We start from the raw sequence: 18015 nt of genomic DNA, 5'->3' as shown, positions 1-18015 counted from the left end.
GCAGACGGGATCCGCGAACTTGATTGTCGGTTTCTGCGCCACTTTTAGTCCAGTGATTTCATGGCGATATAAGCGCCTCCGGAGGAAGTAGAGGCGCAGCAGCGTGGATGGCGAACAGTTGCTCCTCAATATCCTGCACGATAAAGCCGAATCACGGGCGGAAAAACCGATCTGCCGGCTTAGCGCGCCGCCAGCAGGCAAAGCTGCAGTGCCACGTTATAAGAGGCTTCGAAAGCGCGTAGCGGCAAGAACTCAAAACGCGAGTGGAAGTTATGCGCGCCGGTGAAGAAATTCGGCGTCAGCAACCCCTTAGCAGAAAGTGCCGCACCGTCGGTGCCGCCGCGCATCGGCGTCGGTTTTGGCGTAATACCCAGTGATTCCATCGCTTCAAACAGTAAATCAATCGCCCGGCGATCGTCGCCAATCGCGTTGCTGATATTGCTGTAAGTATCGCTGATGCTGTAGTCCACTTTCGCCGTCGGATATTGCGCGGCGATTTTCGCCGCGACATCGGCAATTTGTCGTTTGCGTTTAGCAAAACTCTCGCTGTCGAAATCACGAATGCTGGCGTTCAGCGTCGCGTAGCTCTGCACGGCATTGAGACCGTTAAACCAGATATAACCTTCGCGTCCTGCGGTGTGCTCCGGCGTTTGCTGACGATCGAAGTGGCTGATGTAATCCATCGCCATCAACAGCGGGTTAACCAGCACGCCTTTCGCCGACATCGGGTGCGCCGTCACGCCGGTAAACTGGATTTGCGCGCTGGCGGCGTTAAAGTTCTCATAAACAATTTCGCCCAGTTCGCAGCAGTCGATTGTCCAGGCGAAATCAACATCAAAACGCTGTAAATCCAGCGCTTTCGCGCCGCGCAGACCCACTTCTTCATCCGGCACGAAGGCCACCACGATATCACCGTGACGCTGTTCTGGTGTCAGGTTTTCCAGCAGCGTCATCACCACGGTAACGGCCGCTTTGTTATCCGCGCCGAGGACGCTGGTGCCATCGCTGAAAATAATCTCTTCATTGGGATACGCGAGAATTTCCGGATGCTCATCCACGCGCAGCCAGATATCCTGCGCGCTGTTCAGACAGAGATCTTGTCCCTCAAAGCGCAGGATCTGCGGATGAATATGCGGCGATAAACCGACATCCACGGTGTCGATATGGGTGATAAAACCAAGGCGTGGCGCGCCGGGAACCGTGCCTTTTTTGACCGCAGTGACGGTCGCGTGATCGTCGATGACAATCTCTTCAAGACCAAGTGTTTTCAACTCATTAGCCAGTTCACGCGCCATGTCAAACTGCCCGACGGTGGTGGGTAAAGTAGTGGCAGTGGCATCGCTTTGGCTGGTGATGCTGAGATAGCGAAAGAAGCGATGCGTTAATTGACTGGTGAGCGACGACGTCATAGTGATTCCTTCTTTATTCGAATTATCAGGTGTTTGCAAATTCACTTTAATGTTATTTATGAGAGGGCAAACAACAAGCCTTTACAATAAAACAACAGGAAAAACTATGATTAGCAAACCGACAACACTTGCTCTGGCGTTGGCCGCGATGATAGTGAGTTCTTCTGTGGCGGCGAAAACGCTGGTCTATTGCTCGGAAGGCTCGCCGGAAAACTTCAACCCGCAACTCTATACCTCGGGCACCAGCGTTGATGCCAGCGCGGTGCCGGTCTATAACCGGCTGGTGGATTTCAAAGTGGGCACCACGCAACTGCAACCCAGCCTCGCGGAACGCTGGGATGTCAGCGAAGACGGCAAGGTTTACACCTTCCATCTGCGCAAAGGGGTGAAGTTCCAGAGCAACAAATACTTCACGCCAACGCGCGACTTTAACGCCGATGACGTGATCTTCTCATTTATGCGGCAAAAAGACGCAAACAACCCCTATCACAATGTCTCTAACGGTACTTACTCGAACTTTGAAAGCCTGGAGTTCGGTTCGCTGATCACCGCGATTGATAAACTCGACGACCATACCGTGCGCTTTACGCTGGCGCACCCGGAAGCCCCGTTTGTCGCCGATCTTGGCTGGTATTTTGCGTCGATCCTCTCAGCGGAGTACGCCGATGCGATGTTAAAGGCAGGAACTCCGGAACGTGTCGATATGGATCCGATTGGCACCGGTCCGTTCCGGCTGGCGCAGTACCAGAAAGATTCACGCATCCTGTTTACCGCGTTCGACGGCTACTGGCAGGGCAAAGCCAAAATTGATCGTCTGGTCTTCAGCATCACGCCGGATGCGTCCGTGCGGGTGGCAAAACTCGAGAAAAACGAGTGCCAGGTCATGCCGTTCCCCAATCCGGCCGATTTGCCACGCCTGAAAGAGAACAAAGACATCACGCTGATGAGCAAAGCCGGGTTGAACACCGGGTTCCTGTCGTTCAATACGCAAAAAGCGCCGCTGGATAATGTCAAAGTGCGCCAGGCGCTGGCAATGGCGATCAACAAACCGGCGATCATCCAGGCCGTGTTCCAGGGAACGGGTACCGCCGCGAAAAACCTGCTGCCGCCGGGTGTCTGGAGCGCGGACAGCGAACTGAAGGATTACGACTACGATCCGGAAAAAGCCAAAGCGCTGCTGAAAGAGGCCGGATTTGCGCCGGGAACAACCATCGATTTGTGGGCAATGCCGGTGCAACGCCCCTATAACCCGAACGCCAAACGGATGGCCGAGATGATCCAGGCCGACTGGGCGAAAGTGGGCGTGCAGACCAAAATCGTCACCTATGAGTGGGGCGAATACCTGAAACGGGTGAAAGGCGGCGAGCATCAGGCGGCGCTGATGGGCTGGACTACCGCGACCGGCGATCCGGATAACTTCTTTGGTCCGCTGTTTACCTGTACCTCTGCCAATGGCGGATCTAACTCGGCGAAGTGGTGTTACGCGCCTTTTGACAAAATTATCGCCGAAGCGAAAGCCACGACCGATCATGACAAACGCGTCGCGCTGTATAAAGAGGCGCAGCAGATGATGCATGATCAAATGCCGGCGGTGATGATTGCCCACTCAACGATTTTCGAACCGGTACGCAAAGAGGTGCAGGGCTACGAAATCGACCCGTTTGGCAAACATATTTTCTGGCAAGTTGATCTGAAGAAATAACCCTGAACAGGCGAGCAAACACTTTCCGTCAGCGGTTTGCTCGCACCTTTCACTGCGCGTTAATGGTGATGGAATACGTGTTGTCAAAACTGCTGCCTGCAAAGCTGTTTTCCCCCCACAAAATGCCGCTGCGTTTGCTATACCTTAAGAGCAATTCCGCACTCACAGGGACATCCTCATGCGTACTCATGCATTGGTTAGCGTTGCCGTCTTTTCCGGCCTGCTGGCGTTATCAGGCTGCGCGTCAAAAGTGACACAACCGGAAAAATATTCCGGGTTTCTAAACGATTATTCCGGGCTGCAGGAAACCACATCCGCCACCGGTAAACCGGTGCTTCGCTGGGTGGCGCCGGGTTTTGACCCGGCGAAATACGACAGTATCGTCTACCACCCGGTGGTCTATTATCCGGTGGCGAAACCGACCAGCCAGGTGAATCAACAGGTGCTGGATGGCGTCCTCGACTACACCAACAGCAAGCTGAAAGCCGCTGCCGCCGCGCGTAAACCACTGGTGACATCGCCAGGCCAGCACAGCCTGATTTTCCGCGGGGCGATAACCGGTGTGGACGCCAGCAAACAGGGGTTGCAGTTCTATGAAGTGGTGCCGGTCGCCATGGTCGTGGCGGGCACGCAGATGGCAACCGGCCATCGCACGATGAACACACACCTCTATTTTGAAGGCGAGTTAATTGACGCGCAGACCAATGCGCCGGTGTTGAAAGTGGTGCGCCAGGGGCAAGGGAAAGATGTCAATAACGAAAATGCGCCGGTCACCGTCGACTCGCTGAAACAAGTCATTGACGATATGGCGACCGACGCGACGATGTTTGATATCAGCAAGCGTTAGCTTTTCGCCGTGTTCCGCGCCCGCCCAGCCATGTTTCCGGGCGGGCAAACATCACCAGATTACCGGTAAGGATCAGCAGTAACCCGGCAACGCCATTGAAATGCCAGATATAGCCCTCGAAGAACGTCGAAACCGTCAGCGCGACCAGCGGAAACAGCAGGGTGCTGTAAGCCGCTTTACTGGGGCCAATGCGACCGACCAGCGTAAAATACGCGCCAAAGCCGATCACCGAGCCGAACAACGCCAGATAAACCAGCGCGCCAAGATAACTGGCAGTCCATTGCGGGGTGAAATCGTCACCGCGCAGCAGGCCAATCGCGCCCATAATTAACGTTCCGTAAAGCATCGCCCAGCTATTGGTAGTGATGGTTTCCAGCCCCTTGCGCTGATGGCGCAGGCTTATCATATTGCCAAACGAGAAACCCAGCGTGCCCAGCGCCGACAGGCCAATTCCCAGCAGTAACGTTATGCTCCAGCCGCTGTTGACCAGATCCTGCCAGAAGAGCGTCACAATCCCCGTCAGGCCGAGGATCGCCGCGACAAAAAAGCGCGCCGGTGGCTTTTGCCCGAAAAAGAGATAACTGTTTACCGCGTTAAATAAGACCGCCATCGAGAAGATCACCGACTCCAGCCCGGTGCTGATCCACGCCGCCGCGGTATAGAAGCACCAGAAGTTAAAACCAAACACACAGCAGCCCTGGAGCAGGCAAAACAGATGATCGCGCAGCGGCAGGGCGCGCAACTTGCGCTGCGCCAGCAGTACCAGCATCATTGCCACCGTGGCCAGGGCGAAGCGCCAGAAGATTGACACCGGCGCGGCGACCGGACCTTGTTGTAGAAAAATTGCAATCCAGGTAGTCCCCCAGATAACCACCACCAAACCGTACAGCAATGCGTTCATGTTGAGTTCCAGTGCGTAAAACGAATGCTGAGTGTGGCAAAACACCACCATGCACGATTGCACCGCTTTGCGCCGGACTTGCATATTCTTGCGCTTTTCTTTACACAACGCTGGTATCCGGCTTCAGCTATTCATAGACTGGGGTTCTGGTGAATTTATGATAATTTCCGTGAATGTCTGAGCACTACGAAGCCTTTGAAAACCTCAGTAAACACAACGCCGTGTTGCACAACTCGGTGGCGCTGCACTCTGGCATTCAACTGGCGGCCTGGTCGAACAAACGCGACAACATCACTCAGTATTGCAATCACCATACCCTGAGTTTGTACGTTGCCGACGGCTACGAGAGCTACCACAAAACCGCTTACGGCTGGAAAAACGGTGGCGGGCCGGATCGCTTTTGCCTGATGCCAAAAGAGAGCGAATCGGTGTGGGATATTCGCGATACGTTGTCCTTTGTGCACCTTTACTGCACCGATGAACATCTGCGCGAAGTGGGTGAGCAGGTGTGGGATCGCAGCCCGGCATCGTTCACGCTGGATGAGAAAACATTTTCCCAGGATGCGCGGATTACTGCGCTTTATCGCCAGTTTTTGCTCGGTTGCGACTGGCAGCAAAACGCCAACCAGTTAACGCTGAGTACCGCCTCGACGCTGTTACTGACGCACTTAGTCCAGCACTACAGCAACGTACAGTGGCAACTGCCGACGGTAACGGGCGGTTTGGCGCCAGTGGTGCTTCGCACGGTGCTGGAGTATATCGATGCGCATCTGGCAGAACCGCTGCTGCTGGCGGATCTGGCCGCCCAGGCCGCGCTGAGCGAATACCACTTTGCCCGCATGTTCCGCCAGTCAATGGGCGTTGCGCCGCACCAGTTCGTGATGCAACGGCGCATGGCGCGGGCGAAAGATCTGTTACTTCACAGCGATCAGCCGCTGACCACCATTGCGCTGGCCTGCGGTTTTAACTCTGCCAGCCACTTCAGCAACCGCTTCAAAGCGGCGAAAGGCATCACTCCCTCGCAGCTACGCGCCTCGCGTTAAACGCAGTGCGCCGTAGCAGATCCCGCCGATGGCTAAGCCCCAGAAGGCAGAACCAATCCCCAACAGCGTGACGCCGCTGGCGGTAACCAGAAAGGTGACAATCGCGGCATCGCGATCGCGCTCGGTGCTCAGCGCCTGGTGCAGGCTGCCACTCATCGTGCCCAGCAGCGCCAGCCCCGCCAGCGCCTGGATCCAGCTTAATGGCAAAGCGGTAAGCAGCGACGTTATCGAGCCGCCAAACAGACCGGCTAACAGGTAAAACACCCCGGCTGCTACCGCGGCCAGCCAGCGTTTTTCTGGTTGCGGGTGAGCATCCGGGCTCTGGCAAATCGCCGCCGTGATGGCGGCAATACAAATTGAAAAGACGCCAAACGGTGAGAACAGCAGCGCCAGCGCACCGGTAAAAATGATCAGCGGTGAAACCGGAATGTGGTATCCCGCCGCCTGCATGGTGGCAAAACCGGGCGCATTCTGCGAGGCCATCGTCGCCAGAAAGAAGGGAATGCCGATGCTCACCAGCGACGACCAGTGAAATTCCGGGGCGGTATAAGTCGGTAAAACGACCGCGATAGTGATGTTTTGCGTGACAACGTCACCACTTAGCCACGCAACCAGCCCTCCGACCAGTAGCGTGGCGACAATGGCATAGCGCGGTGCCAGCGCTTTGCAGATAAGCCAGGCCAGCAGCATGCTGCCACACAGGGCGAAATGCGACTGAATATTACTGAAAGCCTGCAAACCGAAGCGCAGCAAAATACCCGCCAGCATGGCCGCTGCCAGCGTATGGGGAATGACTTTCATCAGCCTGGCGAACAGCCCGGTGATGCCGCACAGGACAATTAATGCATTGGCAAAGATAAATACACCAACCACTTCATTCAGTGAAACGCCTTGTAAGCTGGTGGCCAGCAGCGCCGCGCCCGGTGTTGACCATGCCGTAAGCACCGGCATGCGATACCAGACGCTCAGCGCCAGCGTGCTGATGCCCATGCCCAGACCCAGCGCGGTCATCCAGCCGGCAATTTGCGCCGCACTTGCGCCCGCCGCCGAGGCCGCTTGCCAGATAATGGCGGCGGAGCTGGCATAACCGACCAGCACCGCGACAAAGCCAGCCAGCAGGCTGGAAAAAGGCAGGACAGAAGCCCGAGAAAAGGTGGTATGTGACATGAAATAATCCTTGTGCGTTATAGCATCCGCATAAAATATCACTGGACGCTATAACGCACAACATGGCTGTGCATTAAGGTATTTAGCACGGTTATAGTTTCGCTCTCTAAAACAGAAACGCTGCGCTATACTGCCCCGGATTTTTCTTCCCGGAGGCGTAATGAACATCGCAGACTACCTGGCAAGCACCTTAAAACTTCTCCGTCAGGGCCGTGGCTGGAGCCTTTCCAGGCTGGCAGAAGAGACGGGCGTCTCGAAAGCGATGCTCGGGCAAATTGAGCGTAATGAATCAAGCCCGACGGTGGCCACACTGTGGAAAATCGCCACCGGCCTGAATGTGCCGTTTTCAACCTTTATTGCGCCGCCGGAGAGTGAGACACCGCTCGCCTATGATCCTCAGCAGCAGGCGATGGTGGTCACGCCCATTTTTCCGTGGGATGAAAAACTGCACTTTGATCTCTTCTCCATCACGCTGGCGCCGGGGGCGATAAGTGAATCGACGCCGCACGAAAGCGGGGTGATTGAGCATGTGATTGTCATTAATGGCGCGCTGGATATGTGCCTGAACGGGCAGTGGAAAACGCTCACCAGCGGGATGGGCGTGCGCTTTGCGGGCGATGAAGCGCATGCGTATCGCAACAGTTCCGCACACACCGTGCATTTCCACTCGCTGATTCATTATCCAAAAGAAAAAGCCGCAAGCACGCCTGCGGCCAAAAACGACGACGATTAATAACATGACAACGTTGACCCGCGATACTCCGGGCTGCAGGAAAGTCAGCCCCACCTGCAACCGGCAGTACGGTGGATAAAACGTGACGAGGAATGTCCGAGCCACCACTCTATCGCCGCACGAAACGCAGCGGAAATAGCAATTTCAACATTGCATTGCCGACAGACGCAAATTCCCCCTGCGGCCGGTGGTGAAACGCCCCGGTTGTGACTACAATAGCCGCCATTTTGCACATAATGGATAACGACGATTGTATGCGCCTGCACCCCCATCATCTTGAACTGTTAAGCCCGGCTCGCGACGCCGCCATTGCCCGTGAAGCGATCCTTCATGGCGCTGACGCGGTCTACATTGGCGGCCCTGGTTTCGGCGCGCGGCATAACGCCGGTAACAGCCTGCGCGATATCGCCGAACTGGTGCCTTTCGCGCATCGCTACGGCGCGAAAGTGTTTATCACCCTGAACACCATTCTTCATGATGACGAGCTGGAACCGGCGCAGAGTCTGATCCACGATCTCTACCAGGCCGGTGTCGATGCGCTGATCGTGCAGGATATGGGCGTACTTGAGCTGGATATCCCGCCGATTGAGCTGCACGCCAGTACGCAGTGCGACATTCGCAGCGTGGAAAAAGCGAAATTCCTCTCCGATGTCGGTTTTAGCCAGATTGTGCTGGCGCGTGAGCTGAACCTGGAGCAGATCCGCGCCATTCATAGCGCGACCGACGCCACCATTGAGTTCTTTATCCACGGCGCATTGTGTGTGGCCTATTCCGGGCAGTGCAATATCTCCCATGCGCAGACCGGACGAAGTGCCAACCGTGGCGACTGCTCCCAGGCGTGCCGCTTGCCCTATACGCTGAAAGACGATCAGGGCCGCGTCGTGGCATATGAAAAACACCTGCTGTCTATGAAAGATAACGATCAGACCGCCAACCTCGCGGCGCTGATCGATGCCGGTGTGCGCTCCTTCAAAATTGAAGGGCGCTACAAAGATATGAGCTACGTGAAGAACATCACCGCGCACTATCGCCAGATGCTGGACGCCATTATCGAAGATCGCGGCGACCTGGCGCGCGCGTCTGCCGGGCGTACTGAACACTTTTTTATTCCCTCGACAGACAAAACCTTCCATCGCGGCAGCACCGATTATTTTGTCAATGCGCGCAAAATTGATATTGGCGCGTTTGATTCACCGAAATTTATCGGCCTGCCGGTCGGTGAAGTGTTGAAAGTAGCGAAAGATCACCTCGACGTAGAAGTGACGGAACCGCTGGCCAACGGTGATGGCCTGAACGTGCTGGTAAAGCGTGAAGTGGTGGGTTTTCGCGTCAACGTCGCCGAGAAAACGGGCGAGAACCGTTACCGCGTATTCCCGAACGAAATGCCGGACGCGCTGCGAACGCTGCGCCCGCACCATGCGCTGAACCGTAACCTTGATCATAACTGGCAGCAGGCGTTACTGAAAACCTCCAGTGAGCGTCGCATTGGTGTGGATATCGAGCTTGGCGGCTGGCAGGAGCAACTGGTGCTGACGCTGACCAGCGAAGATGGCGTCAGCGTGACGCACACGCTGGAGGGGCAGTTTGACGAAGCCAATAATGCGCAAAAAGCGCTGGAAAGCCTGAAAGACGGGCTGGCGAAACTGGGACAAACCCGTTATTACGCGCAGGCGATCACCGTTAATCTGCCGGGGGCGCTGTTTGTGCCTAACAGCCTGCTCAACCAGCTGCGCCGCGAAGCGGTAGAGATGCTGGAAGAGGCGCGGCTGGCGAATTACCAGCGCGGCAGCCGCAAACCGGTGGCGACCCCCGCGCCGATTTACCCGGAAACACATTTGTCATTCCTGGCTAATGTCTATAACCATAAAGCGCGTGAATTTTATCACCGCTACGGTGTGCAACTGATCGATGCCGCCTTCGAAGCCCATGAAGAGAAAGGCGATGTGCCGGTGATGATCACCAAACACTGCTTGCGCTTCGCCTTCAACCTGTGCCCGAAACAGGCGAAAGGCAATATCAAAAGCTGGCGCGCGACGCCAATGCAGCTGGTGCATGGCGACGAAGTGCTGACACTGAAATTTGACTGCCGTCCGTGTGAAATGCATGTGATTGGCAAAATTAAGAACCATATTCTGAAAATGCCCCTGCCGGGCAGCGTCGTGGCGTCGATGAGCGCCGATGACTTATTAAAAACGTTGCCAAAACGCAAATAAACCAAGGGTGGCACTATGCCACCCTGTTTTTTTTGCTGCCCCCAAAACAATTCTTCTGAATAGCCATAAATTATCCCGTCGCGGGAATAACCCCCATGCGTTAATAACCATAATGCGTTAATCTGACCGTGCGAAAATAATAAGAAATGGCTTATTGATGATATTCATGGAGAGGAAATGCATAAATTTACGTTAAGCGCCTTGCTTGTTGCTGGCGCATTTTTGTTGTCTGCCTGTACGCCGGGCCCGCTCGGAACGCAGCGTTATCAGGCTTATACCGGTAGCGATGCAACCGTGGTCTACACGCAGGCTAATAAAGCTCATCAGGGGCTGTTTTATTTCCAGCGTTATAACAAAGAGGGCGACTGCTTTAATTCCGCCGAGATGATTTACATCAGCAATAATATGCTGGAAGGCGTTGTTGACCGGCTTTTTACCAGCCGACTTAAAGGCGATCAATACTGGACGTTAATTGTCCAGGATAATTCCAGCGGCAGGATGTGGATCCATGAGACCGCATTTTTCCTTGAAAAAGGGAAACACTATGTGGCAATCAGCTCCCGTGGGGCGGTTGAAATTCCGGCGGACTTGAATATCACCAGCCAGGACGATCTGGATAAAGTGTATGACCGCTATCAGGATAAACCGGCGAAACCGTGGAATTTGCGCCGTGGTATCTGCAAGTCGTGGTTATCCAAAGCGATGGGATCGTAACTGCCTGAGCAGGCGGCGTTAAAACCGTATCTGCCAGATAAAAAACAGGCCTTTCCCTTGATGGTGAAAGGCCTGTTTGCATTGCAGGCTGGATTAGCGGTCGTCACCCGGACGGCTTTCTTCCGGCAGTGGCGGTTTCTTACCGTTGTGCTTATCGTGGTGTTTGTCATCGTGGCGCGGCGGCTTATCCTGCTTATGTTTCGGCGGCGCGTCGTGCGACGGTTTTTTATCATTGTTATGATGCTGGCCGTTTGGGTACTGTTCCGGCGGTAGCGGCGGACGTTCGTCAGCAAACACCATCGAAGAGAAGCTCACCGCCAGAATGGCAGACACCAGTGCAATTTTTTTCATCTTTTACATCCTTACTCGTTTTATTGCGTGGCGACGATTTGACGATAAAAAAGTGAAGGGAAAATGGAGCGCTACGCCTTCGGGATTATTCCTGGCGGCGCTGCGGAAGATAGCGCCAGTAGGGCGGTGAACCGAAACTTGCCAGTAAAAAGTCGATCACCGTGCGGGTGTTAAGCGACGGGTATTTCCCGCCAGGGTAGAGCAACCAGAGCGACTGCGCCGTTGGCGAATAACTGGCGGTAAAATCGGGCATGAGCGCCACAAGCTCATTGCGGTTTAGCATTTCACCCACTTGCCAGTCCGGGAAAAGCAAGATTCCCGCATCATTCAGGGCGGCCTGTAACAGCAATTCCGCGTTATCGGAAACGATGTTGGCCTGCGGCAAAAACTGGCAGGATTTCTCCCCGCGCTGAAAACGCCAGCGCTGTAAACCACTTTTCCCGCGATATGCCAGTAAGCGGTGCGACTGCAACGCCTCCGGCGTGTTTGGTTGACCATAACGACGCACATAGGCGGGTGTTGCCACTAAATGGCAGTTCTGATGCCCAATTAGCCGACCATGCAGCTCAGAATCCTGCAGCGCGGCGATACGCAGCAGCAGATCGGTGCCGTCGGCAAACGGGTCGATATAGTCATCGTTCAGGTTCAGTTCGATATGCAGACGCGGATAGCGTTCGCTCAATTCGCTGATTCTGGGGCCAATATGGCGCAGGCCAAATGAGATTGGCGCATTGATACGAATGCGCCCGCCAGGTTCATCGCGACGCTCATCCACCTGGGTTTGCGCGTCCGCAAGCTGCTGCAACATGGCGCGAAACGTGTCGGCATAGATATGACCGGCCTCAGTGGCAATCACCGCGCGCGTGTTGCGATATAACAACTGGGTTTCCAGCGCCTGCTCCAGTTGCTGAACCACGCGTGATAAAGACGAGGCCGCCAGACCTTCGTTGCGAGCGACTTCGGATAAGTTGCCCTCGCGAACAATGGCGAGAAACAGCTGCATTGAGCGGGCGCTAATTTGACTGAGCTTATTCATCTGTGCGTAATCCGCAAAGGTCCATGGCGCATTGTAGTGTTTTTACGAACAGGTTTCATCGTTAAGCTACGCGAACACTCAACACCGGAGAAAAGTCATGAGTACCAGCGTTAAAGCCTTCGATGAAACCGTCCGCCAGCGTTTTTCCGCCCGCGCATTTTTACCTGCACCGTTAACGGACGAACAAATTCAGGACGTGTTGCAGGATGCGCAATATTCCCCGTCTAACTGCAACACGCAGCCGTGGCACGTGCATGTGGTTTCCGGTGAAACCAAAAACCGTCTTGCGAAAAGGATGACGGAAAACGATCTTGCAGGGCGCCAGACACCGGATTTCACCTTTTCTTATGATGATTTTCATGGCGACTATTTCGAGCGCGCTCATGAGCAAGCGCGGATTTATTACGAGGCGATAGGCGTGGCGCGTGAAGATAAAGCGCGGCGTAAAGAGGCTTATCTGCGAAATTATCAGTTTTTTAATGCGCCACACGCTGCTTTTCTGTTTATGCCGTCCTTTGGTGACAACATCCGCGTTGCCTCCGACATTGGCATGTATGCGCAGAGTTTTTTGTTGTCACTGACCGCACGCGGTTTTGCCGGTATTCCGCAGACGTTGCTCGGATTTCACGCCGATATGATCCGCGAAGAACTCGGCGTTTCCACTGATTACCGCCTGCTGTTCGGCATCTCGTTTGGTTATGCGGATATGTCGGCGCCGTCGGCGAAAACACGCATGCCGCGTATTGCCGTTAAGCAAAGTGTGGTGATGCACGGGTAATGTCGCGGGTGACCAGAGACGCTAATCGCCAGCGGCTCTGGTCGGCGTTATGCGGCACACAGCGCGCGGGCGCTCTGTTTCCATTGATCAACTTGCGTGGGATGCAGAAAAGAGAAGTAGACGGTGATGTTGTCGGGCAGCATGTTATGCAGTGCTGGCAGGCAGCTGGCTTCACAAGGCCGCAGTTCGATGTAAGCGCTGGTGATTGGCAGGACGGCGCTCGTGCTATCGACCCGTTCAATACGCCGGATTGCGGCAACCAGCGCGGTCATTTCCCCGTGCAGTTTCACCCAGTTGTGCGCGTAGATATTCGGCGGCATTTCGACCTGCATCTGGCTGTTGCCAAACGCATAGCGGGAATTCCCGCGTAGTGTGTATTCAATGGTGGCGCAGCACGATTCCGGGCCAAAACCCTCATGCTTGACCAGTTTCTTTTTGTCTTCCAGCGTGCGACGAACAATCGGATAGCCCGAATTGAGATCGTAAGGCGTCTGAACGAGGTTAATCATCATCTCTCCCTAAATCCATGAAAAATCGCAGCTCTAACGTAAATTGGACAACAAAAAGCGTAGTGAACGATCCCGGAAATTACTAGCCGGGATCGTCCGTTGTACCTGAACAATTAGTGCGATTTAAACCCCGCCGCCGACATCAGCAGACGGAACACCATACTGACCGCAAATAGTGCCAGCACGCTGCCGCCCCAGATTAACAGCATCCACATCAGGCGGTTAAAAAAGGAGTGTTTCATCAATGATACCCCGCGCCATGTTGCACCTTGCCGCGAAACACGTAGTAGCTCCACAAGGTATAAACCAGAATAATCGGAATAATCAGCAGGGCGCCGACCAGCATAAAGCCCTGGCTTTGCGCTGGCGCAGCGGCCTGCCACAGCGTGATATCCGGTGGAATAATATGCGGCCAGATACTGATGCCAAGGCCGCTAAACCCGAGGAAAATCAGCCCCAGCGTCTGCACAAACGGCAGCGTGTGGGAGTCCGGATTGCCGAGACTGCGCCACAGCCAGACACTCAGTACCACGACTAACAGCGGCACCGGCGAGAAGAAATAGAGGTTCGGCAGGCTGAACCAGCGCTCGGCAATCGCGGCATGTGTCAGCGGCGTCCACAGGCTAATCACGGCAATCACCACTAACATCGCCAGCAACAGTTTCCTCGCGGCCTTGCGCATTTTCCCCTGCAACGGCTCTTCGCTTTTCATCACCAGCCAGCTCGCGCCGAGCAGGGCATAAGCGATGACCAGCCCGACGCCGCAAAACAGGTTAAACGGCGTCAGCCAGTCGAGCGCACCGCCGCTAAATGTGCGGCCGGTCACCTGAAAACCGTTAAGCACCGCGCCCACCACGACACCCTGGGTAAAGGTGGCAAGCAGCGAACCGGAGAGAAACGCTTTGTCCCAGAACGGCCGGTGCGCGGGAGTGGCTTTGAAACGAAACTCAAAGGCCACGCCGCGAAAGATAAGACCGATCAGCATTAAGGTCAGCGGAATGGTCAGCGCATCGACAATCACCGCATAAGCCAGCGGAAACGCGCCGAACAACCCCGCGCCGCCGAGCACCAGCCAGGTCTCGTTGCCATCCCATACCGGCGCGACGCTGTTGACCATCACGTCGCGATCGTGCGCGTCACGCGTGACGGGAAACAGAATGCCGATACCAAGGTCAAAACCGTCCATCACGATATACATCAGGGTGGCGAAGACGATAATGACAAACCAGATTAACGAAAGATCGATGCCCATTATTTATCCTCATCCGCGTCGAGATGGTCACCCACCGCTGAAAGGGGGCGCGCCGGTGTGCCTTGTGTCGCATGCTCATCACGCTCGTCGGGTCCTTTGGTGATAAGCCGCACCATGTAGCTGTAACCCACGCCAAAAACGGAACAGTAGACAACAAAGAACGCCAGCAAACTGAGGCTCATTTGCAAGTCGCCATGCGCGGAAACCGCATCGGCCGTGCGCAGCAAGCCATACACCACCCACGGCTGGCGACCCACTTCCGTCGTGACCCAACCGGCGAGAATGGCGATCAAACCCGCCGGCCCCATCCATAGCGCAAAGTGTAAAAACGGCCGCGACTGATACAGCCTGTCTTTGAAACGCAGCCACAGCGCCGCCACACCCAGACCAATCATCAGCACGCCAAGCCCGACCATAATGCGAAACGACCAGAACACAATCGGTGAATAGGGACGTTCATCTTTCGGGAAAGATTTCAGCGCCGGGACTTGCTTATCCAGGCTGTGTGTCAGGATCAGGCTGCCGAGCGCCGGGATTTCCACGGCATAACGCGTGCGCTCCTGCTCCATATCCGGCATACCGAACAGGATAAGCGGTGTCGCTTCACCAGGCGGGTTCTCCCAGTGGCCCTCAATGGCGGCGATTTTTGCCGGTTGATGTTCAAGCGTATTCAGCCCGTGCATATCACCGACCATCGCCTGAATCGGCGCAACAATCAGCGCCATCCACATCGCCATAGAAAACATTTTGCGAATAGCGGGCGTGTTATTCCCGCGTAACAGATGCCAGGCGGCAGACGCGCCGACAAACAGCGCACTGCTTAAGAATGCCGCAATGGTCATGTGCATCAGCCGGTACGGGAAGGAGGGATTAAAGATAACCTTCAACCAGTCGACCGGCACCACCTGGCCATTTTCGACGATAAAGCCCTGCGGCGTATGCATCCAGCTATTGGACGCGAGGATCCAGAAGGTGGACATAATGGTGCCCAGCGCGACCATACAGGTGGCGAAAAAGTGCAGGCCAGGCCCGACTTTGTTCCAGCCAAACAGCATCACGCCGAGAAAACCCGCTTCCAGGAAGAAAGCGGTCAGCACTTCATAGGTCAGTAATGGCCCGGTAATGCTGCCGGCAAACTGGGAAAACCCGCTCCAGTTGGTGCCGAACTGATACGCCATCACCAGCCCGGACACCACCCCCATACCGAAGTTAACGGCGAAGATCTTCGACCAGAAATGGTACAGCGTGCGCCAGTCCGGGTTGCGGGTTTTAAGCCACAGTCCTTCAAGTACCGCCAGATAGCTGGCAAGGCCGATGGTAATAGCCGGGAAAATGATATGAAACGAAACGGTGAAGGCGAACTGTATTCTCGCCAGGTAAAACGCGTCTAAACCGAACATGCACAACCCCAATGTCAATGTTGTGGCGTCAATGTTAATGAGCACAAGCGTGAACTTGCAGAAACAGATAAAAAGAATTTTCGTATAACAGTTCCTTACAAAGGGTACGGCAGGTTGCAGATTAGTCCAGACGAAGCGGCAACCAATAACCATAACAGTGCGCATAATGGGCTGTTTTGCGCAAACTGATATAGCAAGATGACGCACCGCGTGCCATGATGTAGGTGTTTTGTTAACACGTGAAAAATCATGAAAAAATACCAGCGCCTGGCGCAGCAAATCGCAGAACAAATCGAGCTTGGGGTCTGGCGACCGGGAGAGAAGCTGCCGTCGCTGCGTGAGCAGGTGACCAGCAGCGGGCTGAGTTTTATGACCGTCGGTCATGCTTATCAGTTGCTGGAAAGCCAGGGGCGGGTAATTGCCAGGCCGCAGTCCGGCTATTTTGTCGCGCCAGCGCCCGGCTTACCGCGCACACCGGCGGCCAGGATCACGCGTGATGAAGCGGTGGACATCAATACCTATATTTTTGATGTGTTACAGGCCAGCTGCGATGCCTCGGTGCTGCCGTTTGGTTCCGCCTTTCCCGACCCCAAACTGTTCCCGATGCCGCAGCTCAACCGGTCGCTGGCAAAGGTGAGTAAAAGCGCCACCGCCATGAGCGTGATGGAAAACCTGCCGCCGGGGAACAGCCAGTTGCGCCACGCCATTGCCAAGCGCTATGCCCGCCAGGGGATGAACATATCGCCGGATGAGATTGTTATCACCGCGGGCGCGCTGGAAGCCCTGAATCTCAGCCTGCAGGCGGTGACAGAGCCGGGTGACTGGGTGATTATTGAAAGCCCCTGTTTTTACGGCGCGTTGCAGGCGCTGGAGCGACTGAAGTTAAAAGCACTGTCGGTGCCGACCGATGTTAAAGAGGGTATCGATCTTGATGCACTGGCGCAGGCATTAGCCGACTATCCGGTCAAAGCCTGCTGGCTGATGACCAACGCGCAGAACCCGCTCGGGTTTACCTTAAGTGCGGAGAAAAAGGCGCAGCTGGTCGCGCTGCTGGCTGAGCACAACGTCACGCTGATTGAAGACGATGTTTACAGTGAGCTTTACTACGGGCGCGAACAGCCGTTACCGGCGAAAGCCTGGGATACGCGCGACATGACGTTGCACTGTTCCTCATTTTCAAAATGCCTGGTCGCCGGGTTTCGCGTCGGCTGGGTCGCCGCCGGACGCCACGCCAGGCGCATTCAGCAATTGCAATTAATGAGCACATTATCCACCAGTTCGCCACTGCAACTGGCGCTGGTCGATTACTTATCAACGCATCACTACGACGCCCATTTGCGCCGCCTGCGCAGACAGCTTGCCGAGCGCAAACATCTGGCCTGGCAGGCGCTGCTGCGCCATCTGCCGCCGGACGTGAAAATCTATCGTAATGAGAGCGGCTATTTCTTATGGCTGGAGCTGCCCGCCGGATTGGATGCCGGTGAACTGAGCCAGCGGGCGCTGGCGCACCATATCAGTATTGCGCCTGGGAAAATGTTTTCGACATCCGACAACTGGCGTTCGTTTTTCCGCTTTAATTGCGCTTGGGCCTGGGGCGATAAAGAGGAGCGGGCGGTAATGCAACTGGGCGAATTAATTCGCCAGATGATGAATTAACCGCACCCGTCTTTCTTATTTCCTGAATAACTTATTCTCTTGTTAAAAATAATGGCGGCGTAAATTTGACGTGCGCCGTCATTATTTTCTGCGCTCGCGATGTTGGTATTCATAGGAAACGTGAATAGCAACACAGATTAACGGGCGTTTGCTAACTCCTTGTCTATACTCCAAAAGCGCGCGCAGTAGCATTTTCATTGTTAACGCAATGCGTCATCTGTCACATCCTTGCGAAAATTCCGACGGGCCACATTCATGCCGTCAGCGCGCCGTCTATTTTTATTAAGGGAGATATATTTACGGC

At 55.1% G+C, this 18015-nt stretch carries 17 protein-coding genes; 8 read left to right on the top strand and 9 right to left on the bottom strand.

The window, feature by feature from the left end; translation table 11 throughout:
* Positions 1-179: 179 nt before the first annotated feature.
* Positions 180-1409, bottom strand: a complete 1230-nt coding sequence (pepT, locus tag IP581_RS11670) for a peptidase T (protein ID WP_193820444.1) — start codon at positions 1407-1409, stop codon at positions 180-182.
* Between the two features lie 106 nt (positions 1410-1515).
* Between pepT and IP581_RS11665 the strand changes: the two genes are divergently transcribed.
* Positions 1516-3111, top strand: a complete 1596-nt coding sequence (locus tag IP581_RS11665; RefSeq protein ID WP_086868847.1) for an ABC transporter substrate-binding protein — start codon at positions 1516-1518, stop codon at positions 3109-3111.
* Positions 3112-3289: 178 nt separating this feature from the next.
* A complete protein-coding gene (locus IP581_RS11660) occupies positions 3290-3958 on the top strand; it encodes a DUF3313 domain-containing protein (RefSeq protein WP_193820443.1) in 669 nt (222 codons plus the stop codon).
* Here IP581_RS11660 and IP581_RS11655 read toward each other — a convergent pair.
* Complete coding sequence (locus IP581_RS11655; RefSeq protein WP_086868850.1) at positions 3945-4859, bottom strand: DMT family transporter; 915 nt, start codon at positions 4857-4859, stop codon at positions 3945-3947. The two genes, IP581_RS11660 and IP581_RS11655, sit on opposite strands and share 14 nt — an antisense overlap.
* 173 nt (positions 4860-5032) lie before the next feature.
* Between IP581_RS11655 and IP581_RS11650 the strand changes: the two genes are divergently transcribed.
* Positions 5033-5902 (top strand): helix-turn-helix transcriptional regulator, encoded by an 870-nt coding sequence (locus IP581_RS11650; RefSeq protein WP_045508204.1) that lies wholly within the window; start codon positions 5033-5035, stop codon positions 5900-5902.
* On the opposite strand, the gene IP581_RS11645 is transcribed toward IP581_RS11650, so the two are convergent.
* On the bottom strand, positions 5885-7069 hold the full coding sequence (locus IP581_RS11645; RefSeq protein ID WP_193820442.1) for a benzoate/H(+) symporter BenE family transporter: 1185 nt from the start codon (positions 7067-7069) through the stop codon (positions 5885-5887). The genes IP581_RS11650 and IP581_RS11645 overlap by 18 nt on opposite strands.
* 160 nt (positions 7070-7229) lie before the next feature.
* On the opposite strand from IP581_RS11645, the gene IP581_RS11640 reads away from it, so the two are divergent.
* The 3 genes from IP581_RS11640 to IP581_RS11630 all read left to right on the top strand — a co-directional run bounded on the left by IP581_RS11640 (position 7230) and on the right by IP581_RS11630 (position 10729).
* The gene (locus tag IP581_RS11640) at positions 7230-7802 is read left to right on the top strand and encodes a helix-turn-helix domain-containing protein (RefSeq protein WP_086868858.1); all 573 of its coding nucleotides are present in this window, start codon (positions 7230-7232) and stop codon (positions 7800-7802) included.
* Positions 7803-8056: 254 nt separating this feature from the next.
* The gene (locus IP581_RS11635; protein WP_193820441.1) at positions 8057-10015 is read left to right on the top strand and encodes a peptidase U32 family protein; all 1959 of its coding nucleotides are present in this window, start codon (positions 8057-8059) and stop codon (positions 10013-10015) included.
* A gap of 177 nt (positions 10016-10192) precedes the next feature.
* Positions 10193-10729: a hypothetical protein gene (locus IP581_RS11630; protein WP_086868863.1), complete on the top strand. Its 537-nt coding sequence runs from the start codon at positions 10193-10195 to the stop codon at positions 10727-10729.
* A 93-nt stretch (positions 10730-10822) separates the two neighbouring features.
* Here the strand turns inward: IP581_RS11630 and IP581_RS11625 are convergent, their stop codons facing one another.
* The gene (locus IP581_RS11625) at positions 10823-11080 is read right to left on the bottom strand and encodes a hypothetical protein (RefSeq protein ID WP_193820440.1); all 258 of its coding nucleotides are present in this window, start codon (positions 11078-11080) and stop codon (positions 10823-10825) included.
* A gap of 85 nt (positions 11081-11165) precedes the next feature.
* A complete protein-coding gene (locus IP581_RS11620) occupies positions 11166-12116 on the bottom strand; it encodes a LysR family transcriptional regulator (RefSeq protein WP_193820439.1) in 951 nt (316 codons plus the stop codon).
* A 97-nt stretch (positions 12117-12213) separates the two neighbouring features.
* Between IP581_RS11620 and IP581_RS11615 the strand changes: the two genes are divergently transcribed.
* The gene (locus tag IP581_RS11615; RefSeq protein WP_193820438.1) at positions 12214-12894 is read left to right on the top strand and encodes a nitroreductase; all 681 of its coding nucleotides are present in this window, start codon (positions 12214-12216) and stop codon (positions 12892-12894) included.
* Positions 12895-12941: 47 nt separating this feature from the next.
* On the opposite strand, the gene IP581_RS11610 is transcribed toward IP581_RS11615, so the two are convergent.
* The 4 genes from IP581_RS11610 to IP581_RS11595 form a co-directional block, all read right to left on the bottom strand.
* A complete protein-coding gene (locus IP581_RS11610) occupies positions 12942-13403 on the bottom strand; it encodes a hypothetical protein (RefSeq protein ID WP_097401037.1) in 462 nt (153 codons plus the stop codon).
* Positions 13404-13516: 113 nt separating this feature from the next.
* The gene (locus tag IP581_RS11605; RefSeq protein ID WP_086868873.1) at positions 13517-13645 is read right to left on the bottom strand and encodes a DUF2474 domain-containing protein; all 129 of its coding nucleotides are present in this window, start codon (positions 13643-13645) and stop codon (positions 13517-13519) included.
* Complete coding sequence (gene cydB, locus IP581_RS11600; protein ID WP_193820437.1) at positions 13645-14655, bottom strand: cytochrome d ubiquinol oxidase subunit II; 1011 nt, start codon at positions 14653-14655, stop codon at positions 13645-13647. The genes IP581_RS11605 and cydB overlap by 1 nt, the downstream gene beginning before the upstream one ends.
* Entirely contained in the window at positions 14655-16055 is a 1401-nt protein-coding gene (locus tag IP581_RS11595; protein ID WP_097401034.1) for a cytochrome ubiquinol oxidase subunit I, read from the bottom strand. Before IP581_RS11595 ends, cydB begins: the two co-directional genes overlap by 1 nt.
* Positions 16056-16304: 249 nt before the next feature.
* On the opposite strand from IP581_RS11595, the gene IP581_RS11590 reads away from it, so the two are divergent.
* The gene (locus IP581_RS11590; RefSeq protein ID WP_193820436.1) at positions 16305-17711 is read left to right on the top strand and encodes an aminotransferase-like domain-containing protein; all 1407 of its coding nucleotides are present in this window, start codon (positions 16305-16307) and stop codon (positions 17709-17711) included.
* Positions 17712-18015: the final 304 nt, after the last annotated feature.

Source organism: Kosakonia pseudosacchari (assembly GCF_015167415.1).
Taxonomy (GTDB): Bacteria; Pseudomonadota; Gammaproteobacteria; order Enterobacterales; family Enterobacteriaceae; genus Kosakonia; species Kosakonia pseudosacchari.
Note: the sequence above shows the minus strand (reverse complement) of the source record. Positions and strands in the feature narration are given on the sequence as shown.

Excerpts from the sequence above, each read along its gene's own strand:
- pepT (WP_193820444.1), bottom strand. The coding sequence starts at position 1,409 with ATGACGTCGTCGCTCACCAGTCAATTAACGCATCGCTTCTTTCGCTAT.
- IP581_RS11665 (WP_086868847.1), top strand. The coding sequence starts at position 1,516 with ATGATTAGCAAACCGACAACACTTGCTCTGGCGTTGGCCGCGATGATA.
- IP581_RS11660 (WP_193820443.1), top strand. The coding sequence starts at position 3,290 with ATGCGTACTCATGCATTGGTTAGCGTTGCCGTCTTTTCCGGCCTGCTG.
- IP581_RS11655 (WP_086868850.1), bottom strand. The coding sequence starts at position 4,859 with ATGAACGCATTGCTGTACGGTTTGGTGGTGGTTATCTGGGGGACTACC.
- IP581_RS11650 (WP_045508204.1), top strand. The coding sequence starts at position 5,033 with ATGTCTGAGCACTACGAAGCCTTTGAAAACCTCAGTAAACACAACGCC.
- IP581_RS11645 (WP_193820442.1), bottom strand. The coding sequence starts at position 7,069 with ATGTCACATACCACCTTTTCTCGGGCTTCTGTCCTGCCTTTTTCCAGC.
- IP581_RS11640 (WP_086868858.1), top strand. The coding sequence starts at position 7,230 with ATGAACATCGCAGACTACCTGGCAAGCACCTTAAAACTTCTCCGTCAG.
- IP581_RS11635 (WP_193820441.1), top strand. The coding sequence starts at position 8,057 with ATGCGCCTGCACCCCCATCATCTTGAACTGTTAAGCCCGGCTCGCGAC.
- IP581_RS11630 (WP_086868863.1), top strand. The coding sequence starts at position 10,193 with ATGCATAAATTTACGTTAAGCGCCTTGCTTGTTGCTGGCGCATTTTTG.
- IP581_RS11625 (WP_193820440.1), bottom strand. The coding sequence starts at position 11,080 with ATGAAAAAAATTGCACTGGTGTCTGCCATTCTGGCGGTGAGCTTCTCT.
- IP581_RS11620 (WP_193820439.1), bottom strand. The coding sequence starts at position 12,116 with ATGAATAAGCTCAGTCAAATTAGCGCCCGCTCAATGCAGCTGTTTCTC.
- IP581_RS11615 (WP_193820438.1), top strand. The coding sequence starts at position 12,214 with ATGAGTACCAGCGTTAAAGCCTTCGATGAAACCGTCCGCCAGCGTTTT.
- IP581_RS11610 (WP_097401037.1), bottom strand. The coding sequence starts at position 13,403 with ATGATTAACCTCGTTCAGACGCCTTACGATCTCAATTCGGGCTATCCG.
- IP581_RS11605 (WP_086868873.1), bottom strand. The coding sequence starts at position 13,645 with ATGAAACACTCCTTTTTTAACCGCCTGATGTGGATGCTGTTAATCTGG.
- cydB (WP_193820437.1), bottom strand. The coding sequence starts at position 14,655 with ATGGGCATCGATCTTTCGTTAATCTGGTTTGTCATTATCGTCTTCGCC.
- IP581_RS11595 (WP_097401034.1), bottom strand. The coding sequence starts at position 16,055 with ATGTTCGGTTTAGACGCGTTTTACCTGGCGAGAATACAGTTCGCCTTC.
- IP581_RS11590 (WP_193820436.1), top strand. The coding sequence starts at position 16,305 with ATGAAAAAATACCAGCGCCTGGCGCAGCAAATCGCAGAACAAATCGAG.